This window comes from Pseudooceanicola sp. DL12 (assembly GCF_056270665.1).
The window spans coordinates 1,152,025-1,171,295 of the sequence record NZ_CM149884.1 but is presented as its reverse complement, the minus strand read 5'-3'; the positions used below and the strand labels follow the sequence as shown (position 1 = coordinate 1,171,295).

The 19,271-nt window shown below is 65.8% G+C and carries 16 protein-coding genes and 1 pseudogene; 12 read left to right on the top strand and 5 right to left on the bottom strand.

From position 1 onward, the window contains the following. Positions 1-53: 53 nt before the first annotated feature. Together AC0WR5_RS05455 and AC0WR5_RS05450 are read left to right on the top strand one after the other, a co-directional pair. A pseudogene (locus AC0WR5_RS05455) lies at positions 54-932 on the top strand (GMC family oxidoreductase); the annotation flags it as partial. A 15-nt stretch (positions 933-947) separates the two neighbouring features. Continuing rightward, complete coding sequence (locus AC0WR5_RS05450; RefSeq protein ID WP_475868902.1) at positions 948-1,793, top strand: GMC oxidoreductase; 846 nt, start codon at positions 948-950, stop codon at positions 1,791-1,793. Here the strand turns inward: AC0WR5_RS05450 and AC0WR5_RS05445 are convergent. Then, on the bottom strand, positions 1,726-2,661 hold the full coding sequence (locus tag AC0WR5_RS05445) for a LysR substrate-binding domain-containing protein (RefSeq protein ID WP_475867540.1): 936 nt from the start codon (positions 2,659-2,661) through the stop codon (positions 1,726-1,728). The genes AC0WR5_RS05450 and AC0WR5_RS05445 overlap by 68 nt on opposite strands. A gap of 132 nt (positions 2,662-2,793) precedes the next feature. Between AC0WR5_RS05445 and AC0WR5_RS05440 the strand changes: the two genes are divergently transcribed. The 5 genes from AC0WR5_RS05440 (at position 2,794) to AC0WR5_RS05420 (ending at position 8,725) form a co-directional block, all read left to right on the top strand. Further along, complete coding sequence (locus tag AC0WR5_RS05440; RefSeq protein WP_475867539.1) at positions 2,794-4,788, top strand: oxidoreductase; 1,995 nt, start codon at positions 2,794-2,796, stop codon at positions 4,786-4,788. Between the two features lie 60 nt (positions 4,789-4,848). After that, positions 4,849-5,868: an ABC transporter substrate-binding protein gene (locus AC0WR5_RS05435; protein WP_475867538.1), complete on the top strand. Its 1,020-nt coding sequence runs from the start codon at positions 4,849-4,851 to the stop codon at positions 5,866-5,868. 63 nt (positions 5,869-5,931) lie between these two features. Next, positions 5,932-7,002, top strand: coding sequence for an ABC transporter ATP-binding protein (locus tag AC0WR5_RS05430; protein WP_475867537.1), 1,071 nt, complete (start codon positions 5,932-5,934; stop codon positions 7,000-7,002). Further along, the gene (locus tag AC0WR5_RS05425) at positions 6,999-7,907 is read left to right on the top strand and encodes an ABC transporter permease (RefSeq protein WP_475867536.1); all 909 of its coding nucleotides are present in this window, start codon (positions 6,999-7,001) and stop codon (positions 7,905-7,907) included. Before AC0WR5_RS05430 ends, AC0WR5_RS05425 begins: the two co-directional genes overlap by 4 nt. Further along, positions 7,907-8,725, top strand: coding sequence for an ABC transporter permease (locus AC0WR5_RS05420; protein ID WP_475867535.1), 819 nt, complete (start codon positions 7,907-7,909; stop codon positions 8,723-8,725). The genes AC0WR5_RS05425 and AC0WR5_RS05420 overlap by 1 nt, the downstream gene beginning before the upstream one ends. 589 nt (positions 8,726-9,314) lie before the next feature. Here the strand turns inward: AC0WR5_RS05420 and AC0WR5_RS05415 are convergent. From AC0WR5_RS05415 to AC0WR5_RS05400, 4 genes are all read right to left on the bottom strand, one after another. Continuing rightward, positions 9,315-10,649 carry an NAD(P)/FAD-dependent oxidoreductase gene (locus AC0WR5_RS05415; protein ID WP_475868900.1) on the bottom strand — a complete coding sequence of 445 codons (1,335 nt, stop codon included), beginning with the start codon at positions 10,647-10,649 and terminating at the stop codon, positions 9,315-9,317. 40 nt (positions 10,650-10,689) lie between these two features. Continuing rightward, positions 10,690-11,622 carry a 4-hydroxyproline epimerase gene (locus AC0WR5_RS05410; RefSeq protein ID WP_475867534.1) on the bottom strand — a complete coding sequence of 311 codons (933 nt, stop codon included), beginning with the start codon at positions 11,620-11,622 and terminating at the stop codon, positions 10,690-10,692. A 35-nt stretch (positions 11,623-11,657) separates the two neighbouring features. Next, positions 11,658-12,590 carry a dihydrodipicolinate synthase family protein gene (locus AC0WR5_RS05405; RefSeq protein WP_475867533.1) on the bottom strand — a complete coding sequence of 311 codons (933 nt, stop codon included), beginning with the start codon at positions 12,588-12,590 and terminating at the stop codon, positions 11,658-11,660. A gap of 248 nt (positions 12,591-12,838) precedes the next feature. Next, on the bottom strand, positions 12,839-13,561 hold the full coding sequence (locus AC0WR5_RS05400; protein ID WP_475867532.1) for a GntR family transcriptional regulator: 723 nt from the start codon (positions 13,559-13,561) through the stop codon (positions 12,839-12,841). 220 nt (positions 13,562-13,781) lie between these two features. On the opposite strand from AC0WR5_RS05400, the gene AC0WR5_RS05395 reads away from it, so the two are divergent. From AC0WR5_RS05395 to AC0WR5_RS05375, 5 genes are all read left to right on the top strand, one after another. Next, positions 13,782-15,014 carry a metal-dependent hydrolase family protein gene (locus tag AC0WR5_RS05395; protein WP_475867531.1) on the top strand — a complete coding sequence of 411 codons (1,233 nt, stop codon included), beginning with the start codon at positions 13,782-13,784 and terminating at the stop codon, positions 15,012-15,014. Beyond that, positions 15,014-15,568, top strand: a complete 555-nt coding sequence (locus tag AC0WR5_RS05390) for a GAF domain-containing protein (protein ID WP_475867530.1) — start codon at positions 15,014-15,016, stop codon at positions 15,566-15,568. Before AC0WR5_RS05395 ends, AC0WR5_RS05390 begins: the two co-directional genes overlap by 1 nt. Positions 15,569-15,627: 59 nt before the next feature. Then, complete coding sequence (locus AC0WR5_RS05385; RefSeq protein WP_475867529.1) at positions 15,628-16,653, top strand: sugar ABC transporter substrate-binding protein; 1,026 nt, start codon at positions 15,628-15,630, stop codon at positions 16,651-16,653. Between the two features lie 110 nt (positions 16,654-16,763). Next, complete coding sequence (locus AC0WR5_RS05380; protein WP_475867528.1) at positions 16,764-18,302, top strand: sugar ABC transporter ATP-binding protein; 1,539 nt, start codon at positions 16,764-16,766, stop codon at positions 18,300-18,302. Then, positions 18,299-19,264 carry an ABC transporter permease gene (locus AC0WR5_RS05375; protein WP_475867527.1) on the top strand — a complete coding sequence of 322 codons (966 nt, stop codon included), beginning with the start codon at positions 18,299-18,301 and terminating at the stop codon, positions 19,262-19,264. Before AC0WR5_RS05380 ends, AC0WR5_RS05375 begins: the two co-directional genes overlap by 4 nt. The last annotated feature ends 7 nt before the right edge of the window (positions 19,265-19,271 follow it).

Genomic DNA, 19,271 nt, shown 5'->3' with positions numbered 1-19,271 from the left:
CGACCAAGGCGCTGGCCCAGCATGGGGTAAACGCCCCAAGCCTGCAGATCCCAATGTCCTCTTCCATGCCCCCCGATTACATCATCATAGGCGCCGGATCCGCCGGTTGCGTCCTGGCCAACCGCCTGAGCGAGGATTCCGAGACCCGCGTCCTGCTGCTGGAGGCCGGTGGTCGCGACGGCGGGCTGATGATGACCATGCCAGCCGGTGTCTACCGGGTTTGGCACGATCCGCGCATCAACTGGAACTATCTCAGCACGCCGCAGCCCGAGCTGGGCAATCGCCGGATCGCGATCCCCCGGGGCAAGGTGTTGGGCGGCTCCTCCTCAATCAACTCTCTGGTCTATCTCCGGGGTCAGAAGGCCGATTACGATCACTGGGCGGCCTCGGGGTTGACAGGCTGAGGCTATGCCGACCTGCTGCCCTATTTCCGGCGCTCAGAGCGTTCGGACCGCGGCGCCTCGGCCTATCGCGGTGATAGCGGTCCCCTGTCCGTCACCCGGGGGACACTGCGTTCGCCCATTTTCGAGGCATTCATCGACAGCGCCGAAGCCGCCGGCCATGCCCGCATCGACGATCTGAACGGGGCCGAGCCGCTGGGCATCGGCCCGCTGGAGGCGACGCGGGTCAACGGGCGGCGGTGCTCGGCGGCGGTAGCCTACCTGCATCCGGTCCGCCATCGCCCCAACCTTCAGGTCATGACCGGCGCCCATGCCACCCGCCTAGTCATCCGCCAGGGCCGGGTACGGGGCGTCGAGCTGCGCCGCAATGGCCGTACCGAGGTGATCGAGGCGGCGCGAGAAGTCATCCTCAGCGGCGGAGCAATCAATTCGCCCCAGCTACTGATGCTGTCCGGGATCGGCCCCGCCGCACAGCTGGAGGCCCTGGGCCTGCCCGTGGCCGTTCCCGCAGAAGAGGTTGGGCAGAACCTTCAGGATCACCTGAACATGAGCTTTTCCTGCCGGATCCGCGCGCCCGTCTCCCATGCCTGGATGGGCAGTGCCGCCGGCAAGGCGCGCGTCGGCGCGCAGTGGCTGCTGAACCGCAGCGGCCCTGCCGCCTCCAACATCTGGGAGGTCGGCGGTTTTGCACGCGCGTGCCCCGACACCGCGCTACCGGCGGTGCATTACCACCTGGGTCCGATGAAGATCGACAAGCAGGGAGAAGCCTTTCGACTGTCGCACGGCTTCACCCTGCACATGTCGCAACTGCGCCAGCGTTCGCGCGGGGAACTGCGCCTGCGCAGCGCCGATCCCGCCGATGCCCCGCTGATCGACTTCCGCTTCCTGTCCGATCCCGGCGACCTGTACGAACTGCGCGAGGCCGTGAAGATGACCCGGGAGATCCTGGCCCAGGAGCCGCTGGCCCGGCTGGGCATCACCGAGGACCGGCCCGGCGCCGCCTGCCGCACCAATGCCGAGATAGAGGCCTGGCTGCGCGAAACCATGGATACGGAGTTCCATCCCAGCTGTACCTGCCGGATGGGCGCGGATGAAGGGTCGGTCGTGGATCCGGAGCTGCGCCTGCGAGGGATCCAGGGGCTGCGGATCGTCGATGCCTCGGTTCTGCCTCATGTGGTGGGGGCGAACCTGAACGCCACGGTGATCATGCTGGCCGAAAAGGCTGCCGACATGATCCGGGGACGCCCCCCCCCTGCCCGCGGCCGACGTCCCCGGTGCCACCGTCGCCGAGATCGCCGAGGTGAAGGCACTGGTAGGCTAGGCATCAGTGTTCGACCAGGTGCGGCGCCTGATCGTCAAGCGCAGCGAATTCGGCCACCAACCAGTCGATGACCGCGCGCACCGCCGGGCTCTGCCGCCCTGCCCCGCCCCGCGCGACCAGCGCGTAGCGGTCGAGTCCGCGCAGCATGTGGCCGCTTGCCGGCACCAGCTCGCCGCTTTCAAGCGCGCTGCCGATCACATGCCACCAGCCAAGAGCCACCGACTGCCCCCTGATCGCCGATTGCATCAGCAGGGCGTAATCGCCGAATTCCAGCCGCTGCGCGGCGGGCATCTGCGGCAGCTCAGTGCGAGACAGGAACACCTCCCACGGGACCCGCAGCGGACCGCTCTGGCAGGCCAGCACATGGCCCGCCCCTTCGGGCGCATCCTCGATCCGGCCGTTCTGCGCCAGGTAGGCAGGGCTGCAAACCGGGATCACGCGTTCCTCGATCTGGCAGCACAGGCAGTAGCCGGGATCCTCCTCCCAGGCATAGCGGATCGCCAAGTCTGCATCTCCCAGCGGCCCGCCTGGTTCACCATGGATCAATTCGTAGCGTAACGCGACCTCGGGCAGGTCCTCCGTCAGGCGGCTGAAGCGCGGCATCAGCCAGTGTAGTGCGAAGGCCGAGGTGACCGACAGGGTGACACTGCGCGATTCGCTCATCCGAGCCCGGAGTTCGTCCAGCACCAGCTCGATCTGGCCGAAACCGCCCTGAATGGCGGCAGTCAGCAGTCGGCCTTCCTCGGTCAGGCTGAGCCCGGTCGGCTGGCGGTCGAACAGCTTGTAGCCCAGATGCCGCTCCAGCGCCCCGATCCCCCGGCTGATTGCCGGCTGCGTGACGTTGAACTCACGAGCCGCCAGGGTGAAGCTTTGCAGGCGTGCGGCGGCTTCGAACATGAACAGCGCCCCCGTCGAGGGCACCTTGCTGCGCAGCGCCATGATATCCTCCAGGAAGCAACCTCATAATCTCATGTCATGGGCCTGTTACTATTTCAACTTTTGAATATGGAAATCGCATAACTAGGCTTCAGCAAGGCACCGCTGCCCATTTTCTGCCCCGCGGAGTTTCCCTTGCGCCAGCTGCACCCTCATCTCTTTTCCGAAATCGACATTGGCCCCATGCGGGTACGCAACCGCATCCTCTCCACCGGGCACCAGACCTACCTGTCGCGCAACGGACGCCCCACCGAACATATGGTGGCCTATCATGAGGCCCGCGCCCGCGGCGGCGCCGGGCTGATTATCACTGAATCCGCGCGTTTCCACGAAAGTTCGCTTTCAGATGCGCCCGACCTGACCATCCACGAGGACAGCGCCGTTGCCCCCTTTGCCGCACTGGCAGAGGCGGTGCACCGCCATGGCGCCCGGATCATCGGCCAGCTGTCGCATGCCGGCCGCGTCACCCGGCGGATGGGCGACGGCATGCGCGGCATCGTCTACGCGCCCTCGCCCGTGGCCGAGCATCGCAACCACGTCGTGCCCCGCGAAATGCCGACCGAGATGGTCGAGGAGGTGATCGCCGCCGCCGCCGAAGGCGCACGCCGCTACCGCGAGGCGGGATATGACGGGATAGAGCTCATGGCCAGCCACGGCCTGCTTTTCGCCCAGTTCCTGAACCCCCGGGTAAACCGCCGTAACGACCGGTTCGGCGGGCCCCTGGAAAACCGGATGCGACCGCTTGCCGACAGCCTGACTGCGATCCGCCGCAGCGTCGGCCCCGGCATGGCACTTGGCCTGCGGATCTCGGCGGAGGAACTTGAACTTGACGGGCTCGAACGCCCCGAGGTGATCGAGATCTGCCGCCGCCTGGCCGACGCCGGTCTGGTCGATTACATCAACGTGACCATCGGCTCCATGGCAGGCCTCGGCAGTTCCGTCCACGTGGTACCGCCGATGGAGCTTGCCCCCGCCTATGTCGCCCCCGGGGCCGCCGCGATCCGCGCCGCACTCGATATTCCGGTGCTGGTTGCCGGGCGGATCAACGACAGCGGCGTGGCCGAGCGGGTGCTAACCTCTGGTCAGGCGGACATGGTCGCCATGACCCGCGCTCTGATCACCGACCCCGAACTGCCGAACAAGGTCCGAACGGGCCGCATGAACGAGGTCCGCGCTTGCATCGGCTGCAATCAGGCCTGCATAGGGCATTTCCATTCCGGACATTCGATCTCTTGCATCCAGAGCCCCCTCACCGGGCGCGAGCTGCGCCTGCCCGGGCCTGAAATGGCGGCGAACCGACTTAAGGTCATGGTGGTGGGCGGCGGCCCGGCCGGGCTACGCGCCGCCATCACCGCTGCCGAGGACGGCCATGATGTCACCCTGCACGAGGCGGCGCAGGCCCCCGGCGGCCAGGCGCTACTGGCCCAGATGCTGCCGGGGCGAACCGAGTTCGGCGGGCTTATCACCAACCTGCTGGCCGAGGCCCACCACCTCGGGATCACCCTTAGGACCGACAGCCGCGTCGACGCCGCGATGATCGCCGCAGAGGCTCCCGATTTCGTCGTGCTTGCCACCGGATCAACCATGCTGCCTCCGGAGATCGAGGGCGAAGGCACCGTGCTGCCCTTCGAGGAGGTTCTGACGGGCCGCGCGCGGACCGGCGCGCGGGTGCTGGTCTGCGACTGGCGCTGCGACTGGGTTGGGATCGGCATGGCGATGCGACTGGCCTCCGAGGGCTGCCATGTGCGGCTCGCCGTCAACGGAACGACCGCCGGGCAGACCATCCCGCAATATGTCCGTGACCACTGGATCGGCCGCTTGCACGAAGCCGGAGTAGAGGTCATTCCCTATGCGCGCCTGTACGGCGTGGATGGCGAAACTGCCTACCTGGCCCACGCCGCAAGCGAACAGCCGATCCTGTGCGAGGACGTGGACAGCGTCGTGCTGATCAACGGCTCAGCGTCGGAGACGGCCCTGGCCTCCGAGGTGGTCCGCCAAGGGCTGCCCTTCGTCTCCGTCGGAGACTGCAACACCGCTCGCACTGCCGAAGAGGCAATCTACGAAGGGCTGGTGATGACCCGACGCGCGTTGCGCAAGGTAACACCGCCCTGTACGGCCGAGGCTTCCTGAGGCACCGGCCGCCCCCAGACGACCGAGAAACCAGAAAAACCAATCAACAGGGAAACCAAGATGAAAAAAACGTTTGCTTCCAGCCTTCTCGTGTTCACCGCCCTGGCCGCCCCGGCCCTGGCGCAGGACGAGATTACCTTTGCCTCCTGGGGTGGCACATACCAGGAGGCGCAGCGCAAAGCTTATCTCGATCCGATCGAAAAGGAGACGGGCATCAAGATCCGCGAGGAAACCTTGGGCGGGCTGACCGAAGTGCGCGCGCAGGTACTCTCTGGCGCTGTAACCTGGGACCTCGTGGACCTGGGTGCCATGGAATGCGCCCAAGGTCAGAAGGAAGGCCTGCTGGAGCCGCTCGACTTCGATGTCGTCAATGTCGACGGGTTTGCCAAGGACGCCTATGACACGGACTGGGCCGGGATCATCTACTATTCCACCATCATTGCCTACGATCCCGACCTGAAGACCCCACCGAAGGACTGGACCGACTTCTTTGACGTGGAGAACTTCCCCGGTCGCCGTGCCCTGTACGGCCGTCCCCAGACCATGATCGAAGGCGCCCTGCTGGCCGACGGCGTGGCCCCCGACCAACTGTATCCGCTGGACCTAGATCGCGCCTTCGCCAAGCTGAAAGAAATCCAGCCTTCCATCGAAGTGTGGTGGACCTCAGGGGCGCAATCCGTCCAGCTGCTGGCCGATGGCGAGGTCGATATGCTGGCGATGTGGAACGGCCGCGTCGACGCTCTGCGCGAGGAAGGCATCCCAGTCGATGTCACCTGGAAACAGGGCACGCTGTCGATGGACTGCCTGGCGATCCCGAAGGGGGCCAAGCACAAGGACGCGGCGATGCAGGTGCTGGCCGGGATGATTTCGCCCGAACTTCAGGCCAACATGCCCTCCTACATCAACTACGGGCCGACGACCTCGCTGGCGTTCAACACAGGCAAGATCACCGACGAGCAGAAGGCGATCAGCCCTTCCTCGCCCGAGCATGCCAAGGAACAGGCCGTCGTCAGTGCCGCGTACTGGGCCGAACACGGCGCCGAGATCCAGGAACGCTGGGACGCCTTCATGACCGAATGATCTTCGCCGTTTCCCGGGGCACCGCCCCGGGAAGCTCCCCCTTCCCCAACGACGGAGACCGGCATGACCACCGCGGCCAACCTCGACATCATCGGTGTCGCAAAGACCTATGGCGCCTTCACCGCCCTCGATAACGTCAGCCTGGCCATCGAGCCGGGCGAATTCCTCACCCTCCTAGGCCCTTCGGGCTCGGGCAAGACCACCCTGCTGATGAGCCTCGCCGGTTTCGTGCGCCCGACCCGCGGTCACATAATCTCGCGCGGGAAGGACCTCGCGCAGGTACCGCCGCACAAGCGCAACTTTGGCATGGTTTTCCAGAGCTACTCGCTCTTTCCGCACATGAACGTGGCCGAGAACGTCGGCTACCCGCTGAAGCTGCGAAGAGTTTCGAAATCCGAAATCACCGAACGGGTCAACCGCGCGCTTGAGCTGGTTCAGCTCGCGCATCTGGCGGACCGTCCCATCGCCAAGCTCTCTGGCGGGCAGAAGCAGCGGATTGCCCTGGCGCGCGCCGTGGTCTTCAGCCCCGACGTGCTGCTGATGGACGAGCCGCTGTCGGCGCTCGACAAGAACCTGCGCGAGGCCATGCAGTTCGAGATCCGCAACCTGCACGACAAGCTCGGCATCACTACCGTCTACGTCACACATGACCAGCGCGAGGCGCTGACGATGTCGGACCGGATCGCGGTGCTGAATTCGGGCCGAATTGCCCAGATCGGCGCGCCGCGTGAGATCTACGACTATCCCACTGACAGCTTCGTGGCGGAGTTCCTCGGCGAATCCACACTGCTCCCGATCGAGGCCCGAGGCAGCCAGTACCAATTCGCCGGCACGCCCCTTCAGGTCGAAGCCGGCAGCCCTGGCGCCCGCTACCTGATGGTGCGTCCCGAAAAGCTCGATTTCTGGGATCCCGCCTTCGGTGACAGCCACAACCGCTTTGACGGCACGGTCGAGCGCAAGGTCTTCCAGGGTGACACGCTGCAGATCCAGGTGGCGCTGGACAGCGGCCAGACCCTGCTGATGCGTCGCTCCGCGCGCCGCGACGTCCTGGAACGGCTGGAGGCCAACGACGGCCGCATCAGCCTGGCCCTGCACCGCGCCGACACCATCCTGGTTCCGGAGCACGCGGCATGAGCGCGGGCACCAACGACGGTCTCGGCTATGCCGGCCCCGGCACAGACAACAGCCGCCCACTCGCCCGGATCGAACGCCGCGCCAGCTTCGTCAGCATGGCGCTGTCCTTCCCGGCCTTGCTGCTGGTGGTCGTGCTGATCTTCGGGCCCGTGGGCTGGCTGCTGGGCCTGTCCTTCGTCGATGAGGGACATTTCTCGCTTGCCAACTACGAACGGATGCTGGCCCCGGCCTATGTCAGCATCTTCATCCAGACGTTCCAGATCAGCATCATGGTCACGGTCCTGGCAGTCATACTGGCCTATCCGCTGGCCTACCTGATGAGCCAGTGCTCGCGCACTGTGGCAGCGCTGCTGATGATCGGGGTCATGCTGCCCTTCTGGACTTCGCTGCTGGTGCGGACCTACGCTTGGATGGTGATCCTGCAACGACGCGGCATCATCAACGAGGTACTGCAAGGGCTGCACATCACCGATGAGCCGCTGCGTCTGGTCAACAACATGACCGGTACAACCATCGGGATGCTGCACGTCATGCTGCCCTTCATGATCCTGCCGTTGCTCTCCAGCCTGCGCCAGATCGACCTGACTTACATGAATGCGGCCTCGAACATGGGGGCCTCGCCGCTGCGTGCCTTCTGGACGGTCTACTTCCCGCTGTCGCTGCCTGGTGTCTTCGCCGGCGCGATCCTGGTCTTCGTGATGTGCCTGGGTTTCTACGTCACGCCGCAGCTTCTGGGCGGCGGCAAGGTGATCATGATGTCGATAAAGATCCAGCAAAACGCGGCCCTATACTTCAACTGGGGTGCAGCCTCGGCCCTGGGGGTGGTGCTTCTGTTGATCACGCTCGGGCTATTCATAATCCTCGGGCGCTTCGCCCGGATCGAAAGCATGTTCGGAGGCAAGTGATGCTCAACAGACCTGCAACCGACACCCAGATCACCCACCTCCAAAGACTCTGGCTCTATGTCCTGGGTGTTCTGGTGGTGGCCTTTCTGGTCCTTCCGGTGCTGATCGTGGTACCGATGTCCTTCAACGACAGCCGCTTCATGAGCTTCCCGCCCAAGGCCTTCTCCCTGCGCTGGTACGAGAATTTCGTCACCTCTCCGGAATGGCTTGAGGCGATCTGGGTCTCGATCCGGGCCGCCGTACTGACCATGTTGATCGCGACACCCTGCGGGGTGGCCACCGCCTACGGCTTGTCGAAATCAAACTCCCGCTGGAGCGCGGTCATAATGATGGCGGTGATCAGCCCGCTGATCGTGCCCGTCATCCTGGTAGCGATCGGCCTCTTCTATCTCTACGCGCGACTGGGCATGGTCAATTCCATGGCCGGGATCGTGCTGGCCCACGTGGTGCTGGCGACGCCCTTCGTGATCATCACCGTGTCCTCGGCGCTCACCCATGTCGATGTCGGGCTGGAACGGGCGGCCCGCAACCTGGGCGCCAGCCCGGTGCGCGCCTTTGTCAACGTGACCCTGCCGCAGATCAGGACCGGCGTGATGTCTGGCGCTCTCTTCGCCTTCGTCACCTCGCTGGACGAGGTCGTGATCTCTTCCTTCATCTCGGGCGGAGAGAACACCACGCTGACGAAGAAGATGTTCTCGGGCTTGCGCGACCAGGTCGACCCGACGATCGCGGCGGTGTCCTCGATCCTGATCATCCTGTCGATCATGATCTTGCTGGGCGTCACGCTCTACGACCGTCGCCGGGGCGCCAGCGCCTGACAGTGATCGGTGCGCGCAATCCGTCGGGTCGTGCGCACCGATCCCATCCGCCAGCGCCGGGCGGCAGGATCGCGGACATTACCGCGCAGAACGGTTCAACCCCTTGGCAGATCACAGATTTCCCCAGCTGGCTTCGCTCGGGTGACGGGCGCTGGCACCCTGGACCGCGGATGATCCGGACGCATCGAACTGGAGCCCGCGAAGAGCAATCTTCTCTCGCAGACAGAGGAGAAAATGGCACGAAGAGAGCCATTCGCACCGGCGCCCCATGGCCGCCTTCGAGACGTAGACCACCAGCGCATGACGGAAAATCAATACCAATCTCCGTGCTGTGCAACCCGTTGGGAGGGCGTCTTCTCGCACAGCCGTGAGCGCAGGTGAAAAGGGCCTGTCGGCGCGAAAATCGCGTTTTGGCAAGCCATTGAAAAGGCCGGATTCCAACGTCGGTATTACGTCGGTATCGCGTCGGTAACACGTCGGTGTGAAAACGGCGAAATTCGGCGAAAAGGTCGCCTGGTTGCAGAGACGGAAAAGGCGGCCCCGGGGGCCGCCTCGCGGTGTTCCAGGAACGGTCGCCCACTGCCCGTCGTCAGGGCCGACCGCCGAAACGGAGGGGATCGTAGGGAGAGAGATCGAGCGCCGGCCCCTCGTGGGCGGCGATGTCGGCGACGAGCTCGGCGGTGCCGGCGGACTGGGTCAGGCCGAGGTGACCGTGCCCGAAGGCATAGATCACCCGGCCGGCACGGGGCGAACGGCCGATGGCGGGCAGGCTGTCGGGCATGGAGGGGCGGAACCCCATCCACTGCGTGCCGCCGGTGCCGTCGAAGCCCGGCAGGAACTGCACGGCCTTTTGCACCAGGATCTCGGAACGCTTGTAGTTCGGCGGCAACTCCAGCCCGCCGAGCTCGACCGCGCCGCCGACACGCAGGCCGTCACCGATCTTGGACACGACGAAACCGTGGCTGCTGAAGGTGACATGGGTGCGCAGATCGAAGCTGCGGGTCGGGAAGGTGGTGTTGTAGCCGCGCTCGGTTTCCAGCGGGATGCGATCACCCAGGGTGCGCGCCAGACGATGCGACCAGGCCCCGGCGGCCACGACGACCTGCCCGGCCCGGCGCGGGCCGGCGGGGGTGTCGAGGACAACGGCATCGCCCTGCTGTTCCAGCGAGAGCACGTCGGCCGTCTCGATCACGCCACCGGCAGCGGTGAAGCGGGCGGCGAGATGCTCGGTCCAGAGCTTGGGATCGACGGCATTCATCCAGTCGGGGGTAAAACCGGCGTGGGTGAAACGCGGCGCAAGGCCCGGCTGGATCTCGGCGATGGCTTCCGGGCTCTCGAGCAGGTCATAGGCGATGCCGTGCTGGCGGCGCAATTCCCAGCCCGGCAGGCTGGCGCGATACTCGGCCTCGCCCTCGTAGACCTGTAGCTGCCCCTCGCGGCGCACCAGCGGCTCGCCGTCGACACGGGTGATCAGACGCTCGAGCGCGGCCCGCGACAGGGTCATCAGCCGGGCCTGGGCGGCAATCGAGGCGGCATGGCGGCGCGGCCGGCTGGCGGCATAGAAATGCCGCGCCCAGGGCAGCATCCGGAGGGCGTAGCCCGGGCGCAGCGACAGCGGCCCGAGCGGATCGAGCAGCCACTTCGGCGCCTTGAGCATGATCCCGGGCGAGGCCAGCGGCTCGACATCGGTATAGGCGAAGGCCCCGGCATTGCCGCGCGAGGTCTCCTCGGCCACGCCGCGTCGGTCGAGCAGCGTGACGGCGTGCCCGCGCTCCTGGAGCGCCAGCGCCGCGCTGACACCGATGACACCGGCCCCGATGACGATGACGGAACGCTCTCCGGCCTGATTGGAACTCTCGGACATGTGGCCCCCTGTCTGTGCCTGCGATGCTGCGTCTGCGACGCCGTGAAGTTGTAAAAAAATGCCGGACAGACCGGAAGGCCCGCCCGGCAGTGGGGGAGTTTCAGGGTGCGATGCCGTTGCGGAACGGATCGTCGGGATCGAAGATCAGCGTGCTCTCGGCCATGACATGGGCCTTGCCGGTGATCGAGGGGATCACCCCGCCGGTGGGGCCCGCCGCCCAGGAGAGGCGATAGGCCGAGCCGATGACGGAATGCTGGATGATCTCCTCGCCCTCGGCCAGGCGGCCGGAGGCGGCAAGGCAGGCCAGCCGCGCCGAGCTGCCGGTGCCGCAGGGCGAGCGGTCGTAGGCATCATCGGGGCAGAGCACGAAGTTGCGGCTGTGCACCGCCGGATCCCCCGAGGGCCCGTAGAAGATGATGTGGTCGATCACGCCGCCATTCTCTCCGGCGATACCGGCCGCATGGAGCGCCTCGCGGGTGGCAACGGTGGCATCGGTGAGCGCGCGGATATTGTCGGGCGCCACGGGCAGCGGGCTGGGATCGACGAGGAAGAACCAGTTGCCGCCATAGGCGACATCGCCAGTGACAGTGCCGAGCCCCGGCACCTCGACCGTGACGTCGGTCATGGTGCGGCGGCTCTCGATATTGGTGACGGTGACGGTATGGGCATCGGTGACCAGCACCGTGACGACGCCGGCGGGGGTCTCGATGCGGTGGCTGCCGGTACCGATGCGGCCCATGTGGAAGAGCGTGACGGCAAGGCCGATGGTGCCATGGCCGCACATGCCGAGCACCGCCTCGACATCGAAGTAGATCACCCCGGTGACGCAGGTGGGATCGGTGGGCGGCACGAGCAGGGCGCCGACCATGGCCACCTGGCCACGCGGTTCGAGCACCACGGCGCGATAGGCATCGCGGAACTCGGTGGCGAGGCGGGCGGCCCGCTGAGGCAGCGGGCCGTCGCCAAGATCGGGGAAACCGTCGAGGATGACCCGCGTGGGTTCACCGCCGGTGTGGCTGTCGATCACATGCATGTCGGTCTCCTTGGTTTCCCCTGTCGTGGTTGCCTTCAGGCGGCCCAGTCGGCGTACCAGGCCTTGAACTGGGCGTACTGGGTTTCGACGAAGGCCTGCTGTGCCGGGGTCAGCGCATCGGTCTCGTTGAAGTGCAGCGTGTATTCCGCGTCGCCGTTCAGAACCATGAGGTACTTGTAGAAGAGCACCAGGTCGACACCTTCGTCGAACTTGGACAGCACCATCAGCGCCTCTTCCAGCTCGCGTGCCTTGACGCGGGCGGCGGCATCGCCGGTGGCGGCCTTCTTGCAGAGCTCGACGAGGTGCAGCACTTCCTTGGGCAGGGCGTTGCCGATGCCGGTGATGGCGCCGGTGGCACCGCATTTGACGAAGCCGTGGAAGACCTGGGTATCGACACCGACCATCAGGGTCAGGTCGTCATCGCCGGAGGTGATGTTCTCGGCCGCATAGGACATGTCGGCGGCGCCGCCGAATTCCTTGAAGCCGATCAGGTTGGAGTAGCTGGCGCGCAGGTCGAAGAAGAGATCGGCGCGGGTGGCGAAGCCGTAGTAGGGGCTGTTGTAGATCACCGCGGGCAGGCCGTTGGCGGCCTCGAGGATGGCGGAGAAGTGGGCCTTTTGCGCGGAGACCGAGGTGCCGCGGGACAGCACGCGCGGGATGACCATGAGGCCGGCGGCGCCGACGCGGGCGGCGTGGGCGGTGATCGCCACGGCGGATTTCGTGTTGATGGCCCCGGTGCCGACGATGACGGGCACACCGGCATTCACCAGCGCCTCGACGCCTGCCATGCGCTCTTCGTCGCTGAGCAGCGGCCAGTCGCCCATGGAGCCGCAGTAGACGACGGCGGACATGCCGGCCGCGATCAGCTCCTTGCCCTTGCGGGCGAGGGCCTCGAAGTCGGGGGTGCGGTCGTCCTTGCAGGGGGTCATGAGGGCCGGGATGCAGCCGGTGAAGATACTGTCGCTCATGTGGGGTCCTTTCGAAAAGAGGGGCCGGTCAGGGCAAGGCGGTGCCTGCCGGGAAGGGGTGTGGGGCCGGGGCCGTCGCGAGCCCCGATGCGGGTCCGCACAGCCGGGTGGCGCCCCTTGCTGAGACAGCATCTAGCACCAAGTAGACGCTCTGTCGACAAATAAAATCCAAATGACGCGAAGTCCAAAATTTTCCCCGCAACCGAGGCGCCGCGGGGACCTGCAGGACAGGGCGCCCTGCCCTGCCCTCAGAGGCGCAGAGAGGAGACGCTGCGCTTGTCGGCGGAGATGTAGGAGCGGATCTGGCGGACGATCTGGTCGGCATGGGCCACGGCGAGTCGATCCGATTCCTCGACATCGCGGGCGATGAGGGCGGCGATCATGTCCTCGTGCTCGGTGACGTACTGGCGCGGCAGGTTGTCGTCGTAGGAATGATAGTAGAGGCGCAGGATGCGACGGCCCTCGTCGAGCAGGCGACGGAAGAGATCGGTGTAGTACTTGTTGCGGCCGGCCTCGGCGATGGCGATGTGGAAGTCGCGGTTGGTGGCGATCATGGAGAGCACGTCGCGTTCAGCCACCGCACGGGCGAAATCGTCCTGATGGGCGCGGATCGGGGGGATGTCGGCCTCTTCGTAATTGGCCGCCGCCAGGCGCGCGGTCACCCGGTACATCAGCGTCAGCGCGTCGAAGAAGGAGCCGAGCTGCAGGAAGTCGATGTTCGACACGATGGTCGTGCGGTTGGTCAGCGTGGAGATCAGGCCCTCGGCGGCCAGGCGCACCAGTGCCTCGCGGATCGGCGTGCGCGACATCGAGAAGCGCTGCGAGAGGTCCGTCTCGTCGATGGGACTGCCGGGCGCGAGCTTCAGCTCGATGATCTCGTTGCGCAGCATCTCGTAGACATAGGCCACACCCTCGCCGCGCTTCACCTGGGGCAGGCCGCCCTCGCCCGCTTTTACCGACGCCTTTGGCATTCTCTCGATGACTCCTGAGTTTTCCGCAGTTTGCACAATACGGTGCATATACACCACTTCTCTTTTTAAATTTTTCTTGTCGACAAGAGATATTCTCGTGGCTAGTATCCCCTTTGACCACGTCGCCACAAGACCGCCACGCCCCGCCCGGGCGCAGCAAGTCCAGCGGCGGAGCCGCCCGGAACGGCGGCCAGGACTGACAACAGAACCGGGACTCCCAATGACGACTACCGCCTATACCAATGCCTGCCTGCTGGACCTGGATGCGGAGCGTCTGTCGCCCCCCACCACCGTGGTCATCGAAGGCGACCGCATCCTTTCGATCGGCGGCGAGGTCCCCGCGGAGGCAGAGGTGATCGACCTCGGCGGGCGCACCCTGATGCCCGGCCTGATCGACAGCCACTTCCACGTGGTGGCCCATTCGCTCGACCTCTGGGCCAATGCCACCGCCACGGATTCGCTGGCCGCCCTGCGCGCCGCCAAGATCATGGAAGAGCTGCTGGACCGCGGCTTTACCACCGTGCGCGACCTGGGCGGTGCCGACCTGGGCCTGGTGCAGGCGGTGGACGCCGGGCTGATCGACGGCCCCGACCTGGTGATCTGCGGCAAGGGCCTGTCGACCACCGGCGGCCATACCGACCTGCGGGCCCGCACCGACATCCGCCCCGATGCCATGGGCTGGCGCCTGGGCAACATGGGCGTGCTGGTGGACGGCGTGGAGAACGTGCGCTTTACCTGCCGCAAGATGCTGAAGGAAGGCGCCAAGTTCATCAAGGTGATGGCCAACGGCGGCGTCTCCTCTCCCAACGACCCGATCGACTCGATCCAGTATTCCCGCGACGAAATCCTGGCCATGGTGGAAGAGGCCGAGAACGCCAACACCTATGTCTCGGCCCACGTCTATCATGACAAGGCGATCCGCCGCTGTGTCGAACTGGGCGTGAAGTCCCTTGAACACTGCAACCTGATCACCCCGGAAACCGCCAGGATGGCAGCCGAAGCGGGCTGTTTCGCGGTGCCCACGCTGGTGGCCTATGAAGGGCTGAAGCTGGAAGGCGCGGCGCTCGGCCTGGGCGAAGCGGAACAGGCCAAGATCGACATCGTGCGCGACAAGGGCCTGGAATCGCTGGCCATCATGCGCGACGCCGGCCTGCCGATGGCCTTTGGCACCGACCTGCTCGGCCAGCTGCGCAAGTACGGCGGCATGGAGTTCGACCTGCTGGCCAAGGTGCTGAGCCCGGCGGAAGTGCTGCGCTCGGTTACCGAGATCGGCGCCATGGCCTGCAAGCGCGAAGGCGAGATCGGCGTGATCGCCGAAGGCGCCCGCGCGGACTTCATCGTTGTCGACGGCGACCCGTTTGCCGATGTCACCCTGCTTGGCCGGCCGGAAGAGAGCCTGCGCCTCGTGGTGAAGGCAGGCCGCGTGGCCCGCGACAATCGGAAGGCAGCATAATGGCAATCGATTCCACCAAGCTGAACGCCCTGGTCGCCGGGCCGGATGCCGCCCGCACCGTCTTTGCCTATCTGATCGAGGGGCTGAATGCCGACCTGGGCCGCGGGCTGACCACGGCCTCGGTCTACGACCTCGAAAACATGCGCTCGCGCCGGGTCTTCTCGGAGGACCTGGAAGCCTACCCGGTGGGCAATTTCAAGCTGCTGGAGAAGAACCGCTACTACGAGACGGTGATCGCGGGCGCAAAGCACTTCAGCTCGACCCGCATCGAGGAGATCGCCGAGGTCTTCTTTGACTGGGAGAAGATCCGCGACCTGGGCTTTGAATCCAACATGAACCTGCCCGCGGTGGCCGATGGCCGGGTGATCGGCACGGTCAACCTGCTGGGCCCGCGCGGCCATTTCACCCCCGAGATGGTCGAGCGCGCCCTGGCCTGGCAGCCGGTGGCGACCCTGGCCTTCCTGCTGCTGTTCCTCGAGGACATCGAGACCGCGAGCTTCCTGCCCGACGGCCTTGCGGCCACCCCCGGATACGAGGGGCTTACCGAGCAGTGAGAGACAACGGCGCGGGTCGCAAAGGCCCGTCGCCGCTCCCCCGGGCCATGACGGCCCGAATGAATAACAAAACCGCCTTCAACATGGAGAAACTGATGAAATCCCATCTGAAACTGGCCCTGATGTGCACCGCACTGGCCACGCCGCTGGCCGCTCAGGCCAAGGACTACAACATCGCCTTCCTGGCCGCCTCGAGCCAGAACGGCTTCAACCAGGCGATCTATTCCGGGATCCAGGACGCCGCGTCGAAATACGACAACGTCAACACCGAGATCTTTGACGGCGAATTCTCGGCCACGACCCAGTTCAGCCAGGTCGAGGACATCGTGGCCGGCGGCCGCTTTGACGCGATCATCGTGGCCCCGAACGACACCGTGGGCATCGCCACCGCCCTGGAAGACGCCATCGACCAGGGCGTGAAGGTTGCCGCCGCCCTGTTCCCGATCGGCCCCGACCTGACCCAGATGGAACCGCAGATCGACGGCCTGACGACCACCGTCGCCTTCGACCCGAGCATCGGCGCCCGCTACCAGGCCGAAGCCATCGCCGACTACTGCGAGGACAAGGATCCCTGCAAGGTGGCCGTGATCATCGGCCAGCTGATCTTCCCCTTCGACAACATGCGCAACGACACCTACAAGGAAGTCTTTGCCCAGCATCCGAACATCGAAGTGGTCGCCACCGGTGAAGGCAACTACAGCCCCGAGACCTCGATGGTCGCGATGCAGGACATCCTGCAGGCAAACCCCGACATCGACGCCGTCCTGGCCAGCGCCGACCAGCACCTGATGGGCGCCGAGATCGCACTTGAAGATGCCGGCATCGACACCTCCGAGATCTACACCATCGGCGGCGGCCTGAACCAGATCACCGTGGACGGTATCCGTGCCGGTACCTACGACGCCACCCTGGCCCAGTTCCCGCATTCCGAGGGTGTCGCCGCGCTGGACGCGCTGGTGAAATCGCTGAACGGCGAGGACGTGCCGAGCTGGATCGACGAGTTCAAGCTGCGCGACGTGCCGCCGGTCGTGACCAAGGAATGGCTGGACGCGCACCCCGACTTCGAAGCCGAATGGCAGGGCTGATCGCCTGACGGTCCGGCGCATGCCCCCCGCATGCGCCGGAAGCCGGCCCCCCGGGGCCGCGGGCGACAGGTGCGACGCCTGTCGCTTCCCCACAATTGGAAAGGAACGCCATGACCGGTAAGGACATCGCCGTCCGGGTCCGGGGTGTCGCCAAGAGTTTTGGCGGAACACGCATCCTCGACGACATCAACATCGACTTCCAGAAGGGCTCCGTCCACGCCCTGGTGGGGGAGAACGGCGCCGGCAAATCGAGCGTCGGAAAGATCGTGGGCGGCTATTATTCCGCGGACGAGGGCACGGTGGAGGTCTTTGGCCAGACCGTGACCCGGTTTTCGCCCCGTGACGCGCTGAGCCGCGGCATCGCAATGATCCACCAGGAACTGCAGCTGGTGCCGGAACTGACGGTGCTGCAGAACGTGTTCCTGGGCCTGGAGAGCAACACGGCCGGCTTCCTGCGCAAGGGCGACCTGGCGCGGTTCGAGGCCCTGGAGAAGACCTGTGATTTCGGGCTGAACCCGCACACCAAGGTCGCCGACATGCGCATCGCCGAGCGTCAGAAGGTGGAGATCATGCGGGCCATCGCCCGCGAGGCCCGTGTCATCATCATGGACGAGCCGACCTCCTCGCTGACCGAGGACGAGGCCGACAGGCTGCACCAGCTGATCGCGCGGCTGAAGGCGCGCGACGTGACGGTGATCTACGTCAGCCACTTCCTGGATCACATCATCGCCAACTGCGACCGCGTCACCGTGATGCGGGACGGCAAGGTGATCCGCACCGACGACATGGAAGGCGAGACCAAGCAGAGCCTGGTCGATTCCATGCTGGGCGAGGCCTCGGACATCAGCTGGCCCGAGCTGCCCGCCCCCCCTGCCCGCCAGGTGGCCACGATCATCGAGATGGAGAACGTGAGCACCGAGACCGGCCTGCAGGACATCAGCCTGATGGTGCGGCCCGGCGAGATCGTGGGGCTGATCGGCCTGGTCGGATCGGGACGCTCCGAGCTGGGCCGGGCGCTCTTCGGGGCGGACCGGATCACCGGAGGCACCTATTCGATCCAGGGCGTGCTGCAGAACGAGCGGCTGAACGTCACCCGTGCCGTGGCGCAGGGTGTGGCCTTCGTCCCGGAGGACCGGCGCAAGCAGGGCCTGGTGCTGACCCAGACCACCCGTCCGAACATCTCTCTGGCCTCGCTGGGCAGCATCTCGAAATACGGCATGATCAACGGCAGGCTGGAACGTGAACGCGCCCGCGCCATGATCGACCACTTCGGCATCGTGCCGAACACCATCGACGGCGAGGTAGCCTTCTACTCGGGCGGCAACCAGCAGAAGGTGCTGCTGTCGAAATGGGCCGTCGAGAAGCCGAAGCTGCTGATCCTGGACGAACCCAGCCGCGGCGTCGACATCGGCGCCCGCCAGCGGATCCACGAATTCATCATCGAGATGGCCTCGGCCGGGGTGGGCATCCTGCTCATCTCCTCGGAACTCGAGGAAGTCATCAACCTGTCCCATCGCGGCTACCTCATGAGCGAAGGCCGGATCTTCGCCGAGGCCGACTGCCGCCAACTCACGGTCGAGGATGCCTTGAACCGCATCTTCAGAGAACAGAGCGCCGTGCCCCGCATCAAGGAGGTCTCCCACTCATGAGCGATGCCCAAACAAATCCCGCCCGCCGCCGCATGACGCCCGGCGAATTCGCCCGTGACTACGGCGTCGTCTCGATCATCGTCATCCTGCTGGTGGGCCTGACGCTGATCTCGGACAGCTTCCTGACCGCCCGCAACCTGCTGAACATCCTGAACCAGTCCGCCCCCCTGGCAATCATCGCCTGTGCGCTGACGCTGGTGATCATCGGCGGCGGCTTCGACCTGTCGACCGGGGCGATCTTTGGCGTGGCCTCGGTGTCGGCCGGCTGGATCGCGGTGAACTTCGACCCCCATATCGCCATCGTGGCCGGGCCGCTGATCGGCCTGCTGCTGGGGGCGATCAACGGCAGCATCATCACCGGGTTCGGGGTGCACTCCTTCCTGGTGACCCTGGCGACCAGCCTTGTCTATCGCGGCATCGCCATCCTGATCACCGGCGGTTCGCTGATCCCGGTGCGGATCGCGGAATTCTCCTGGATCGGGCGCGGCCGCATCGGCATGGTCAACATCGCCGTCATCGTGTTCATCGTCTTCATGGTGATCTTCATGGTGCTGCTGAACCGCACCACCTTCGGCCGCCGCGTCTTTGCCGTGGGCGGCAACGAGGAAGCCGCCATCCTGTCGGGCATCCGCACCAACATGATCAAGATCATGACCTTCTCGCTCTCGGGCATGGCCGCGGGCCTGGCCGGCGTGATCGCCGTGTCGCGGATCTCGATGGCCGAGCCGCAGGCCGGCAGCGGCATGGAGTTCGAGGCCATCGCGGCCGTCATCCTGGGCGGCACGTCGATCATGGGCGGGGCCGGCGCGATCTGGCGCTCGGTTGCCGGTGTGCTGCTGATGGCGCTGATCAACAACGGCTTCAACATCCTCAACGTGAACCCCTTCTTCAAGGACCTCACCACGGGCGTGATCATCGTGATCGCGGTGGCGCTCGCGGCATCGGGCAGCCGTCGTCGCTGATGGCCAC

Excerpts from the sequence above, each read along its gene's own strand:
- AC0WR5_RS05450 (WP_475868902.1), top strand. The coding sequence starts at position 948 with ATGAGCTTTTCCTGCCGGATCCGCGCGCCCGTCTCCCATGCCTGGATG.
- AC0WR5_RS05445 (WP_475867540.1), bottom strand. The coding sequence starts at position 2,661 with ATGGCGCTGCGCAGCAAGGTGCCCTCGACGGGGGCGCTGTTCATGTTC.
- AC0WR5_RS05435 (WP_475867538.1), top strand. The coding sequence starts at position 4,849 with ATGAAAAAAACGTTTGCTTCCAGCCTTCTCGTGTTCACCGCCCTGGCC.
- AC0WR5_RS05430 (WP_475867537.1), top strand. The coding sequence starts at position 5,932 with ATGACCACCGCGGCCAACCTCGACATCATCGGTGTCGCAAAGACCTAT.
- AC0WR5_RS05425 (WP_475867536.1), top strand. The coding sequence starts at position 6,999 with ATGAGCGCGGGCACCAACGACGGTCTCGGCTATGCCGGCCCCGGCACA.
- AC0WR5_RS05420 (WP_475867535.1), top strand. The coding sequence starts at position 7,907 with ATGCTCAACAGACCTGCAACCGACACCCAGATCACCCACCTCCAAAGA.
- AC0WR5_RS05410 (WP_475867534.1), bottom strand. The coding sequence starts at position 11,622 with ATGCATGTGATCGACAGCCACACCGGCGGTGAACCCACGCGGGTCATC.
- AC0WR5_RS05405 (WP_475867533.1), bottom strand. The coding sequence starts at position 12,590 with ATGAGCGACAGTATCTTCACCGGCTGCATCCCGGCCCTCATGACCCCC.
- AC0WR5_RS05400 (WP_475867532.1), bottom strand. The coding sequence starts at position 13,561 with ATGCCAAAGGCGTCGGTAAAAGCGGGCGAGGGCGGCCTGCCCCAGGTG.
- AC0WR5_RS05395 (WP_475867531.1), top strand. The coding sequence starts at position 13,782 with ATGACGACTACCGCCTATACCAATGCCTGCCTGCTGGACCTGGATGCG.
- AC0WR5_RS05390 (WP_475867530.1), top strand. The coding sequence starts at position 15,014 with ATGGCAATCGATTCCACCAAGCTGAACGCCCTGGTCGCCGGGCCGGAT.
- AC0WR5_RS05385 (WP_475867529.1), top strand. The coding sequence starts at position 15,628 with ATGAATAACAAAACCGCCTTCAACATGGAGAAACTGATGAAATCCCAT.
- AC0WR5_RS05380 (WP_475867528.1), top strand. The coding sequence starts at position 16,764 with ATGACCGGTAAGGACATCGCCGTCCGGGTCCGGGGTGTCGCCAAGAGT.
- AC0WR5_RS05375 (WP_475867527.1), top strand. The coding sequence starts at position 18,299 with ATGAGCGATGCCCAAACAAATCCCGCCCGCCGCCGCATGACGCCCGGC.